Source organism: Buttiauxella brennerae ATCC 51605 (assembly GCF_001654925.1).
Lineage (GTDB): Bacteria > Pseudomonadota > Gammaproteobacteria > Enterobacterales > Enterobacteriaceae > Buttiauxella > Buttiauxella brennerae.
The window spans coordinates 1-12,936 of sequence record NZ_LXER01000039.1 but is presented as its reverse complement, the minus strand read 5'-3'; the positions used below and the strand labels follow the sequence as shown (position 1 = coordinate 12,936).

The 12,936-nt window shown below is 52.2% G+C and carries 7 protein-coding genes; 1 reads left to right on the top strand and 6 read right to left on the bottom strand.

Going from position 1 to position 12,936, the window contains the following annotated elements; genetic code table 11:
• Positions 1 to 58: 58 nt before the first annotated feature.
• Together M975_RS20270 and metH are read right to left on the bottom strand one after the other, a co-directional pair.
• Positions 59 to 1,687, bottom strand: coding sequence for a Na/Pi cotransporter family protein (locus M975_RS20270; RefSeq protein ID WP_064561685.1), 1,629 nt, complete (start codon positions 1,685 to 1,687; stop codon positions 59 to 61).
• A 308-nt stretch (positions 1,688 to 1,995) separates the two neighbouring features.
• A complete protein-coding gene (metH, locus tag M975_RS20265; RefSeq protein WP_064561684.1) occupies positions 1,996 to 5,679 on the bottom strand; it encodes a methionine synthase in 3,684 nt (1,227 codons plus the stop codon).
• A gap of 185 nt (positions 5,680 to 5,864) precedes the next feature.
• Between metH and iclR the strand changes: the two genes are divergently transcribed.
• Positions 5,865 to 6,698, top strand: a complete 834-nt coding sequence (gene iclR / locus M975_RS20260) for a glyoxylate bypass operon transcriptional repressor IclR (RefSeq protein ID WP_064515489.1) — start codon at positions 5,865 to 5,867, stop codon at positions 6,696 to 6,698.
• Here the strand turns inward: iclR and aceK are convergent.
• The 4 genes from aceK to metA all read right to left on the bottom strand — a co-directional run bounded on the left by aceK (position 6,695) and on the right by metA (position 12,717).
• A complete protein-coding gene (gene aceK, locus M975_RS20255; RefSeq protein WP_064561683.1) occupies positions 6,695 to 8,437 on the bottom strand; it encodes a bifunctional isocitrate dehydrogenase kinase/phosphatase in 1,743 nt (580 codons plus the stop codon). The genes iclR and aceK overlap by 4 nt on opposite strands.
• Before the next feature lie 150 nt (positions 8,438 to 8,587).
• Positions 8,588 to 9,898, bottom strand: coding sequence for an isocitrate lyase (aceA, locus tag M975_RS20250; protein ID WP_064561682.1), 1,311 nt, complete (start codon positions 9,896 to 9,898; stop codon positions 8,588 to 8,590).
• A gap of 31 nt (positions 9,899 to 9,929) precedes the next feature.
• Positions 9,930 to 11,528 carry a malate synthase A gene (gene aceB, locus M975_RS20245; RefSeq protein ID WP_064561681.1) on the bottom strand — a complete coding sequence of 533 codons (1,599 nt, stop codon included), beginning with the start codon at positions 11,526 to 11,528 and terminating at the stop codon, positions 9,930 to 9,932.
• Between the two features lie 259 nt (positions 11,529 to 11,787).
• Positions 11,788 to 12,717: a homoserine O-acetyltransferase MetA gene (metA, locus tag M975_RS20240; protein ID WP_064515315.1), complete on the bottom strand. Its 930-nt coding sequence runs from the start codon at positions 12,715 to 12,717 to the stop codon at positions 11,788 to 11,790.
• Positions 12,718 to 12,936: the final 219 nt, after the last annotated feature.

Genomic DNA, 12,936 nt, shown 5'->3' with positions numbered 1-12,936 from the left:
ATTCCTTTTATATAAAAATTACCGTCCCGATTATAAACAGATAGCCACGCCAGGATAATTAGTATTCGTCCCTTTCGTCGTCATCCGGCTGCTCCAGAACGCTGTAAGCGACGGCACAAAACAGTGAGTTAAGGCGTTTCATATCCCCGAGTAAACCGAGGTGCAGTGAGCTAGTTTCGATGCTTTGCACGTTTTGCTGATGCAGGCGATCTACGTGCGCATGCGAGAAGCGGCGGTTCAGAATGCGGAAGCGATGCTTATTACGGCGCAAACGGCGTGCACTGTTTACGTCCGCAGAGAAGAACACCGACAGGCTGAGTTTCAGGTTGCTGGTTAATTGTTGAAGCAGAATATCCAGCTCTTTCAGACCGTCTGGCGAGAATGCCCGGCGTGCCGCCAGCGATTTATCCGCCACTTCGCTGCCCATGCGTTCAAGAATATCCGCCGCCTGTTCGAGGTTTAATGACATCTCAATAATTTCCGCCCAGCGACGAGATTCGACTTCTGCCAGCTCCTCTTTTTGCATCTGCGCCATATACAGTTTGATCGCGGTATAGAGCACGTCGACATCGTCGGCAAGCTTACGCAACTCTTTCTCCTGGCGCGGCTCACCGTGCATGACCTTGCTCCAGGTTTCCAGCATCTGCTCCAGAACATCGCCCATACGCAAGGTTTCACGCGCCGCGTTGGAAAGCCCAAGTGCTGGCGTATCCAGAGCGGTGACATCAAGATGTTTTGGTTTCATGCGCGCATCAACTTCTGGCACTTCGCTGATGACACTCCGGCAAAAACGCGCCATCGCGCCCGCAAATGGCACCATTGCCAGGCAGCGAATCAGGTTATAGAACACGTGGAAATAGATAACCAGTTCAGATTCCGGCTGCGAGAGTTTTTGCATCGCATCGGCAAGAATATGAACGAACGGCAGCACAATGATGCCGCCCACCAGCTTAAAGAGCAGGCTTCCTAACGCGACACGGCGAGCGGCCGCATTGGCGGTACTGTTATTGATCATCGCCAACAGGCCTGAGCCAAGGTTGGCACCAATCACCAGACATAGCGCGACATCGAACGAGATAATGCCAGCGGACGTAAGCGTGGCGGTCAGCAGCACAGCGGCCAGGCTGGAATAACTGATAATGGCGAACATTGCGCCAATCAGCGCATCAAGCATGATATCGCCCGTCAGCGAGGCGAAAATAACCTGTACGCCAGAGGCCTGGGTTATCGGCGTCACGGCAGCAACAATCAGCTCCAGCGCCAGCAAAATCAGCCCGAGGCCAATCCCCACACGCCCGAGTTGCCCGGCGCGAGTTTGTTTGCGGCTAAGGAAGAAAATAACGCCGATGAAGATGAGTAGCGGTGAAAGCCAGGAAAGATCGAAGGTCAGGATTCGCGCCATCAGCGCAGTACCGACATCGGCCCCAAGCACAATAACCAGCGCAGGAGTAAGCGCCACCAGATCCTGTGCCACAAAAGAGGTGACCAACATGGTGGTCGCGTTGCTGCTTTGCACCAGCGCGGTAACACCAATCCCGGCACAAAAGGCGAACGGTTTTTTTTCAACACTGCGGCTGAGTACGCTACGAAGATTTGCACCGTATACGCGCATGATTCCGGTCCGCACTATGTGCGTGCCCCAGACCAGTAGCGCCACCGCAGAAAGTAGATGCAGTAATGTCAGCACACTTTCTCCTGGAAAATTTTATACCCGTCATACTTCAAGTTGTATGAGCGTTGGCTGCACTCGTTCATACAACTCGAATTATTTTGGGTAACTCTTCGAAATTCCTTCTCTTTCCAGTATATAACGCCTGGCGACAAATAAACGTTTCGGGATGTAAGAAGAGGGACAGGAAGGAATTCATTGATCGACCGTCGGTGTCGCAGCCAGTTTGAACTCGGACAGCGCACAGCCACCGGAGCGTACACGTAGTACGTGACGGGGCGAGCACTGCCAAGTTCAAAATGGCAAGTAAACCAGGCCGAAGCGAACTAGTCCGCGTCGTAACCTAAGTTAGGTGCTAACCAGCGTTCCACATCGGTGACCGACATCCCTTTACGACGCGCATAATCTTGCACCTGGTCACGCTGAATCTGTGCCACGGCGTAATATTTGCTGTCAGGATGGCTGAAGTACCAGCCGGAAACTGATGCACCTGGCCACATGGCGTAAGATTCTGTGAGTTTCATCCCCACCACATTTTCGACGTCCAGCAATTCCCAGATAGTTGCTTTTTCGGTGTGTTCCGGGCACGCCGGGTAACCCGGTGCCGGGCGAATCCCCTGGTAGTTTTCGCGGATAAGATCTTCGTTGCTGAGGTTTTCCGTCGGCGCGTAGCCCCAGTAAACCTTACGCACACGCTCATGCAAATATTCCGCAAAAGCTTCAGCCAGACGGTCAGACAACGCTTTCACCATGATTTTGTTGTAATCATCATGCTGTGCTTCATAACCTTCCGCTAATGCGTCTTCTTCCATGCCACCCGTGACCGCAAACGCGCCGATGTAATCCGCTTTGCCGCTGTGCTTTGGCGCAACAAAGTCGGCCAGGCAATAGTTGGCAAAACCAACTTTCTCGGTTTGCTGACGCAAGTGATGAGCCACCGTTTGCACGCGAGTCCTGGACTCATCGCGATAGATTTCGATGTCGTCATCCACGCGGTTGGCCGGGAACAGGCCGACCACGCCACGCGGCGTCAGTAGCTTTTCCGTATGCAATTTATCGAGCATGTCGTTAGCATCTTTGAACAAGCGTTTGGCTTCTTCACCCACCACTTCATCTTCCAGGATGCGTGGATATTTCCCGGCCAGCGACCAGGTCATAAAGAACGGCGTCCAGTCGATGTAATTGCGCAGCGTTTCGATGCTGGCGGTGACTTCTTGCACGCCCGGACGATGGGGAACTGGCGGCGTGTAGCTTGACCAGTCAAATGCCAGGTCGTTTTCACGTGCAGCGGCAAGTGTAACCGGCGGAGTACGCGGTTTTTTACGTGCGTGTTGGGTACGCACGGTGACATATTCTTTGCGCGTGCGGGCAACGAAATCGTCGTGCTGAGTCGGCGAGAGCAGCGCTGAAACCACGCCGACCGTGCGCGAGGCGTTCTGCACATAAACGGTCGGGCCGCTGTAGTTCTGCTCGATCTTAACCGCGGTGTGCGCTTTAGAGGTGGTTGCCCCGCCAATTAGCAGTGGCAGCGTAAAGCCCTGGCGCTCCATCTCTTTGGCAACGTTCACCATCTCATCGAGCGACGGCGTAATCAGCCCGGAAAGGCCAATAATATCCGCCCCCACTTCACGTGCCGTTTTCAAAATCTTCTCAGTTGGCACCATGACGCCAAGGTCGATGATTTCGTAGTTGTTACATTGCAGCACCACACCCACGATGTTTTTGCCGATGTCATGAACGTCGCCTTTCACCGTCGCGAGCACGATTTTGCCGTTGGTCGAGCCTTTTTCTTTGCTGGCTTCAATGTACGGTTCGAGATACGCCACCGCCTGTTTCATTACGCGAGCGGACTTCACCACCTGCGGCAGGAACATTTTCCCTTCGCCAAACAAATCACCGACCACGTTCATGCCAGACATCAACGGCCCTTCGATCACTTCAATTGGCCGGTCAACTTGCTGACGAGCTTCTTCGGTATCCGCTTCGATAAATTCGGTAATACCTTTGACCAGCGAGTATTCGAGGCGTTTTACCACATCCCAGCTACGCCATTCGGCTTGCTGAGCTGTCGCGCCATCGTCACTTTTCGTGCCGCGATATTTTTCGGCCAGATCAAGCAGGCGCTCAGTGCTGTCATCACGACGGTTCAAAACCACGTCTTCAACGGCATTACGCAATTCTTCAGAGAGATCGTCGTAAATCGCCAGTTGCCCGGCGTTAACGATCCCCATATCCATGCCATTACGGATGGCGTAATAGAGGAATACCGCGTGAATCGCTTCGCGCACCGGATCGTTACCACGGAAGGAGAACGACACGTTCGATACGCCACCAGAAATCATCGCATGAGGCAGTTCGCGTTTGATGTCAGCACACGCGCCGATAAAGTCCTGGGCGTAGTTATTGTGTTCTTCGATGCCGGTCGCAACCGCAAAGATGTTCGGGTCGAAAATAATGTCTTCCGGTGGGAAGCCGACTTCTTCGGTCAGAATTTTGTAGGCTCGGCGGCAAATTTCGATTTTGCGCTCACGGGTATCCGCCTGGCCGATTTCATCAAACGCCATGACCACCATCGCGGCACCGTAACGGCGCACCAGTTTGGCGTGATGGATAAACGGCTCAACGCCCTCTTTCATGGAGATGGAGTTAACGATGCCTTTGCCCTGAATGCACTTCAGCCCTTTTTCGATGACGTCCCATTTTGAGGAGTCAATCATGATGGGCACGCGGGCGATATCCGGCTCACCGGCAATCAGGTTGAGGAAACGCACCATCGCCGCTTCGGCGTCGAGCATCCCTTCATCCATGTTGATATCGATGATTTGCGCACCGCTTTCAACCTGCTGAAGCGCAACTTCCAGCGCTTCGTTATATTTTTCTTCTTTGATCAGGCGCTTAAACTTGGCAGAGCCCGTGACGTTGGTACGTTCACCCACGTTCACAAACAGACTGTCGGCGCCAATGTTTAGCGGCTCAAGACCCGCCAGACGGCATGCCACTGGCAGATCGGGTATTTTACGTGGAGCAACGCCTTCCACGGCTTTGCTCATTGCCGCAATGTGTGCAGGCGTGGTGCCGCAGCAACCGCCGATAATATTCAGGAAACCGGCCTGCGCCCATTCGCCAATCTGACGCGCCATCTCAAAAGCATCGAGATCATATTCACCGAAGGCGTTCGGCAGGCCTGCGTTCGGGTGCGCGGTAACATAGCAGTCAGCGATACGTGAAAGCTCAGCGACATACTGGCGCAGTTCGTCAGGTCCCAACGCACAGTTCAGGCCGAAGGTTAGCGCATCCGCATGGCGCAAAGAGTTATAGAAGGCTTCGGTTGTCTGGCCGGAAAGGGTACGGCCTGAGGCGTCGGTAATGGTGCCGGAAATCATGATCGGCAAATCAACGCCCAACGCTTCAAATTCGGTTTTAACGGCAAAAATCGCCGCTTTGGCGTTCAGAGTATCGAACACCGTTTCGATCATGATGAGGTCAGAGCCCCCTTCCACCAGCGCACGGGTGGACTCGCGGTAAGCCTCCACCAGCTGATCAAAGGTGACGTTACGGAAAGCGGGATCGTTTACGTCCGGGGAAATAGATGCTGTGCGGTTCGTTGGGCCTAACACACCAGCCACGTAGCGCGGTTTTTCAGGCGTACGAGCGGTCCACTCATCGGCACAAGCGCGGGCAAGTTTTGCCGCTTCAAAGTTGATTTCCGCCGACAGGGATTCCATTTGGTAATCCGCCATCGCGATTGTGGTTGAGTTAAAGGTGTTGGTTTCGACGATGTCGGCACCAGCTTCAAAGTAAGCGTAGTGAATGGCGGCAATGATTTCCGGTTTGCTCAGCACCAGCAAGTCGTTGTTCCCTTTCAGGTCACTCGGCCAGTCTGCAAAGCGTTCGCCACGGAAATCGCTCTCATCAAGACGGTAGCTCTGGATCATGGTTCCCATACCACCATCCAGTACCAAAATGCGTTGTTGCAACTGCTGATGCAGTTTTTCTAATTTATTGCTCACTCTCGCTCCCACCTGTTTACCCAAGCCTGTCAGCCCAACAAGTCATACTGTCACAAGTTGTAATAGTCGCAAAGCAATGGAACATGAGACATGTTCACCTGACTGATCCGATGAGTCTGATGTTGGTTGCATTGTCGCCAAATAAAACGAAAATGATTTCCACGATACGAAAATTGGAGTCAGTTATGGTTGCTGCCGTTCCCGCCAAACGTGGAAAAAAACCACGCGCTACCACAGTCGCTGCACCTCAGCCTACCGGGCAAGTTCAGTCACTGACTCGTGGTTTGAAACTGCTTGAATGGATTGCCGAATCGCACGGCAGTGTTGCTCTGACGGAGCTTGCACAACAGGCTGGCCTGCCTAACTCCACTACGCATCGTCTGCTAACCACCATGCAGCAGCTGGGTTTTGTACGCCAGATTGGCGATTTAGGGCACTGGACGATTGGCGCACATGCGTTTGTGGTTGGCAGTAGCTTCCTGCAAAGCCGTAATCTGCTGGCAATTGTTCACCCGATGCTGCGCAAGCTGATGGAAGATTCCGGTGAAACGGTGAATCTGGCGGTGCTCGACCATAGCGATCATCAGGCGATTATTATCGACCAGGTGCAATGCGCGCAGTTGATGCGTATGTCGGCACCGATTGGTGGCAAATTGCCGATGCATGCCTCTGGCGCAGGCAAGGTGTTTCTCGCCAATCTGAGCGACGACCAGGTGGTCAATTTATTGCATCGCAACGGGCTGCATAGCTATACGCCAGCAACGCTCACTTCCCCGCTACACCTGAAAGAAGATTTGGCACAAACCCGTAAGCGTGGTTATTCATTTGATGATGAAGAGCATGCGCTGGGGCTGCGTTGTGTGGCGGCATGTATTTATGACGAGCACCATGAAGCCTTTGCGGCAATTTCGATTTCCGGGCCAATTTCACGCGTGACAGATGACCGTGTAACCGAGCTGGGTGCGCTGGTGATTAAAGCGGCGAAGGAGATTACTCAGGCGTATGGCGGCGGGCGTTAACCCGCCTGCTTTAAATCGCCAAAACGGGCAATAAACCGCTGGCGTTTACGATAAGCAAAAACATCTTCTACGTGGCCATTACGGATACGTTCCTGCAACGCACGCCAATAGTCAGCGCGGAACAAGTCGCTGTGCATCTCATCAAATATCGAGCGAATACGCGGGTCAGCGCATAAGTAGTGGCGAAACTCTTCCGGGAACACATCGCCGGGCGCCACGCTGTACCAGGGCTCGGCGGAGAGTTCGTCTTCGGGGTAACGCGGCGGCGGTATAGCGCGGAAATTCACCTCAGTCATATAGCAAATTTCATCGTAATCGTAGAAAACCACTCGTCCGTGGCGCGTCACGCCAAAATTTTTAAACAGCATGTCGCCGGGGAAAATATTAGCGGCGGCAAGCTGGCGAATCGCATTGCCATACTCTTCTACCGCATCACGTAACTGCTGACCTTCCACCCGCTCCAGCCACAAATTCAGTGGCACCATTCTGCGTTCAATATACAGATGGCTAATGGCGATGCGGTCGCCAAGGTCGGTTAATTTTTCAGGAACTTCCTGCTGTAATAATGCCAACAGCGGCTGGCTAATTTGATGTTTAGACAGCACAAAGTTTTCAAACTCCTGGGTATCGGCCATGCGCCCGACACGATCGTGTTCTTTGACCAGCTGATAGCATTCGCGCACGCGTTCAGCGGTCACCTCTTTTTGCGGCGCAAACTTGTCTTTAATCACTTTGAATACCCGGTCAAAACCGGGCAACGTAAACACCAGCATCACCATGCCACGAATACCAGGCGCTTCGATAAACTGTTCGTCAGTGGCTGAAATGTAGGTCAGATATTCCCGGTAACTTTCTGTTTTACCGTGCTTCTGGCAACCAATCGCCATATACAGTTCAGCGGTGGTTTTGCCAGGTAACAACTCGCGTAACCATTCCACCAGAGCCGCGGGTTGTGGCGCATAAACCATGAAATAGGAGCGGGCGAAACCGAAGACAATGCTCGCTTCGGCGGTGCTGGTTAAACAGGTATCAACGACCAGATGACCGTCATCGGTGCGATGAATTGGCAATAAAAAAGGCACTTTTCCGCCCGGCAAGACCAACTTACCCACAAGCCAGGCGGCTTTATTGCGATAAAACAGTTCGTTGGCGACTTCAAGGGAAGCCTGCTGCAAAGCATCAGTTCCGAAGGTTTCCGTCAGATGCGCAATGATGTAGCCCGCATCGCGCGCGAGATCCTGCCACGGCAGGCGCAATGGCAAATCTCTTAGCAAAGATCGCAAAAGTGGCTGCCAGGCTACAGCAGGGTTAAAGGTTTTTGACAGCGGACGAGGGATCTCACGAAAGCGCTTTTCTTCCTGAGAACTAAAAATAAAAAGCCGCTCGGGAGATAACGAGCGGTGATCGAAGAGCCGACAATAAACCGAATTAAAGAAGCTTTCAGCAATTTCGAAACGAGGGTAATCGGGCAATAACTGGGTGTACTGCGCTTTGACCCGCAGTAAAAACTCATCGTCAGTATTGTGGCCACCAGTGATGCAGCGCAGTTGCTCCACCACCAGACCAACGTGGTGATCATAGAGATGGATACGGCTTTTCATCGCCCGCTGAACCGCATGCCAGTCCGCTTGCTCAAACCGCTGCTGCGCACCCGCGGTTATTTCAAGAAAGCGACCATACTGCGCGTCAAAGCCTTGCAGGATGGTATGGGCAATTAACAGTTCCAGCTGACGCGTCATGAGTTACTCCATGGTGGGTTTTTACCCTCACCCTAACCCTCTCCCACAGGGAGAGGGGACTGGATTGGTTTTCTCCTTCTCCTACAGGGAGAGGGGACTGGACTGGTTTTCTCCTTCTCCCTCTGGGAGAAGGTCGGGATGAGGGTGGCTTTAGAATTGCTCTTCTTCCGTCGAACCCGTTAACGCAGTCACCGAAGACGCTCCACCTTGAATAATCGTCGTCACGCGGTCGAAATAACCGGTGCCCACTTCCTGCTGATGGGAAACGAAGGTGTAACCTTCAGGTGCGGCGGCAAATTCCGGCTGCTGCACTTTTTCCACGTAATGACGCATCCCTTCACCCTGTGCGTAAGCATGTGCCAGGTCGAACATGTTGAACCACATGCTGTGGATGCCCGCGAGTGTAATAAATTGGTATTTGTAGCCCATTGCTGACAGCTCCTCCTGGAACGAAGCAATGGTTTTGTCGTCGAGGTTTTTCTTCCAGTTAAACGATGGCGAACAGTTATAGGCCAGCAATTTGCCAGGGAAGCGTGCATGAATAGCTTCAGCAAAGCGGCGAGCCTGGTCGAGGTCTGGCTTCGAGGTTTCACACCACACCAGGTCAGCGTATGGCGCATAAGCAAGCCCACGACTGATAGCTTGTTCAATGCCTGCACGCGTGCGGTAGAACCCTTCTTGTGTACGCTCGCCAGTCACAAACTCCCGGTCGTATTCGTCACAATCGGAGGTGATGAGATCCGCCGCATCAGCATCGGTACGCGCAATCACAAGCGTTGGCACGCCCATGACATCTGCCGCCAGACGTGCAGCGACTAATTTCTGAATCGCTTCCTGAGTCGGAACCAGTACTTTGCCGCCCATATGGCCGCATTTCTTCACGGAGGCCAGTTGGTCCTCAAAGTGAACTGCTGCAGCACCGGCCTGAATCATCGACTTCATCAGCTCGAAGGCATTCAGTACGCCACCAAAACCGGCTTCCGCATCGGCCACGATCGGCAGGTAGTAATCGACATAACGCGGATCGCCCTCTTCAATATTTGATGCCCATTGGATCTGATCGGCACGGCGGAATGTGTTGTTGATCCGATCAACTACCGCAGGAACGGAGTTCGCCGGGTATAAAGATTGATCCGGGTACATGCTGGAAGCCAGGTTGGCATCCGCCGCCACCTGCCAGCCAGAAAGATAGATGGCTTCGATACCGGCTTTCGCCTGTTGCAAAGCCTGCCCACCGGTTAACGCACCAAGGCTGTTGATGTAACCCTTTTTCGATTCACCATGCAGCAAACGCCACATTCTCGCCGCGCCATTTTGCGCCAGCGTGCATTCCGGGTTCACCGAACCGCGCAGTTTAACCACCTCTTCTGCGCTGTACGGGCGCTTGATTCCTTCCCAGCGTGGCTGCGTCCACTCTTGTTGTAATTGTTGGATTTGTTGGGTGCGAGAGATTTTAGTCATGGCAGATGCTCCATATTATTATTGAGTAAGATTAAGCAAGTAAGCGGTAGCCCGGCAGCGTCAGGAAGTCGATAAGCGTATCGGAGGTGGTGATCTGCTCCATCAGGCGAGCCGCTTCATCAAAACGCCCCTGGCTGAAACGTTTGTCACCCAACTCTTCCTGAATAACGAACATCTCCTCGGCCAGCATTTGGCGGAACAGCGCCTTAGTGACCGTTTCGCCGTTACTCAGCGTTTTTTCATGATGGATCCACTGCCAGATGGAGGTACGTGAGATTTCTGCTGTCGCGGCATCTTCCATCAGGCCGTAAATCGGCACGCAACCGTTGCCTGAAATCCATGCTTCGATGTACTGCACAGCAACACGGATGTTGGCACGCATGCCCGCTTCAGTACGCTCGCCGGGGCACGGCTCCAGTAGCTGCGCTGCGGTAACAGGAGCATCTTCTTCACGTAAAACATGCAGTTGGTTTTTATCGTCGCCCAACGTTTTGCTAAAGACTTCCATCACCGTGTCGGCCAGACCCGGGTGGGCAATCCATGTGCCGTCATGGCCATTGGTCGCTTCCATTTGCTTATCCGTTTTGACTTTATTGAGCACCCAGTCATTACGCTGGCTGTCTTTACTTGGAATAAATGCCGCCATGCCGCCCATAGCAAAAGCTCCACGGCGATGGCAGGTTTTGATAAGCAGACGGGAGTAAGCATTCAGGAAAGGCTTATCCATTGTGACGGACTGGCGATCGGGAAGAACGCGATCCGCATGGTTTTTCAGGGTTTTGATGTAGCTGAAGATGTAATCCCAACGGCCGCAGTTCAGGCCAACGATATGATCGCGCAGGGCATGCAGGATCTCATCCATCTGGAATACTGCTGGCAGTGTTTCAATCAGCAATGTCGCTTTGATGGTGCCACGCGGCAGGGTGAAATGATCTTCGGTGAAGCTGAAGACTTCGCTCCACCAGGCCGCTTCCTGCCAGGATTGGGTTTTCGGCAGGTAGAAATACGGGCCGCTTCCTTTGGCCCGCAGGGCATCTACGTTGTGGAAGAAGTAGAGTGCGAAATCAAACAGGCTGCCCGGGATGGGTTCGTCACGCCAGATGACGTGTTTTTCCGGTAAGTGCAGACCACGAACACGGCACACCAGTACCGCCGGGTCAGGCTTCAACTGGTAAATTTTTCCCGCTTCGTTTGTCCAGCTAATGGTGCCGCTGATGGCATCACGCAAGTTGATCTGACCATCGATAACTTTGCTCCAGCTCGGTGCCAGGGAGTCTTCAAAGTCGGCCATGAATACTTTGACGTTAGCGTTCAAAGCATTAATCACCATTTTGCGTTCAACCGGGCCAGTAATCTCGACACGCCTGTCCAGTAAATCTGCTGGGATCCCACGAACAGACCATTCAGATTCACGAATGGAACTGGTTTCCGAAATAAAGTCAGGAAGTTTACCGGCATCAATTTCCGCCTGCTGTACAGTGCGTGCCGCCAGCAACTTATTACGCTGTGGTGTAAAGCGGGTGACGAGTTCACTGAGAAACTCGACTGCATCAGGCGTCAGTATCTGTCGCTCTGGTTCACCAAACGGCTGGCTAAAGGCCAACTCTGCGCTAACTGTCTGTTGTGTCATTAGATCTCTCCCCTCATCTCATCCCGTCAATAACGCCAATTTCATCTGGTACGTCCAGTGTCTGGTTTTCACTCAACAGGGTTAAGACTACTTCATGATTTTCTAAAATCAAAAACAATTTCCATTTTTGAAATTAAAATCACTTATCATATTGATATTTATGAAGTTAAAAATTATTCAGTGCGGGAAGTGATTTTTAGAAAACAAAAAAGGCACCCGAAGGTGCCTTGATCGTAGAGTAGACGGGATACTGAAACGCTTAATCGAGCGTTGGGTTCATATGGCGTAGATCGAACGGTGTAATCTGGTAGACGTAGTAGTTCAGCCAGTTTGTGAACAGTAAATTTCCGTGGCTACGCCAGGTTGCATGTGGTTTTTTCTGCGGATCATTGCCAGGGAAATAGTTATACGGTACATCAGGATTCAGACCTGCTTCCACATCACGGAAATACTCACCTGAGAGCGTGTGCGAATCATATTCCGGATGGCCTGTCACAAACGCGATGCGCTTGTCTTTGCTACCGAAAAGATAAGCATCCCCTTCTTCTGACTCAGCCAGCACTTCAAGATCGGTGTAATCACGAATCAGCGATGCAGGGAAGTCGGCGTAACGTGAATGGGGAGCCAGGAAGGAGTCATCAAAACCACGAGTCAGCAGAGCATGCGGGTAAGTGAGGTTATGCTCATATACGCCAGACAGTTTCTCTTTGCGCGTTTGCTTAGGAATACCGTAGAGAATATTAAGTGCTGCCTGCACGGCCCAACAGACAAACAGCGTTGAGGTGACGTGATCTTTAGCCCAGTGAATCACTTGTTCAATCTGCGGCCAGTAGGCTACATCGTTAAATTCCACCAGGCCTAATGGTGCACCCGTCACGATAAGCCCATCAAAGTTTTCATCCTGAATATCGTCGAAATTACAGTAGAAATTATTGAGGTGCTCAGTTGGTGTGTTGCGGGATTCACGCGAGTCAATGCGCAACAGCTGGACGTCAACCTGTAGAGGAGAGTTAGAAAGCAGACGTAAAAACTGGTTTTCCGTCTCAATCTTTTTTGGCATCAGATTAAGTATGAGCACCTTTAGCGGACGGATCTCCTGATTACTCGCACGCGATGTCGTCATAACAAAGACATTCTCATCACGCAGGAAATTGACAGCTGGTAACTCATCCAGTACCCGAATTGGCATAACCTTTTACCCTCACAGCATACGTTTAAACGTTTAGACATCCAGATAGCTGAAGATAACCCGGTGCATGTCAAATGTCGAGTATTCATAAGATAGTTGAAAATGTTTCACTTAAGCACAGAGTTTACAGATAGGGGAATAGACTGGGTAATAGTTGGTTTTGCAGTGGATTATATGGTAGGGGTTGGCTTACTCAGAGGCGGATATGAAGGGTGATCG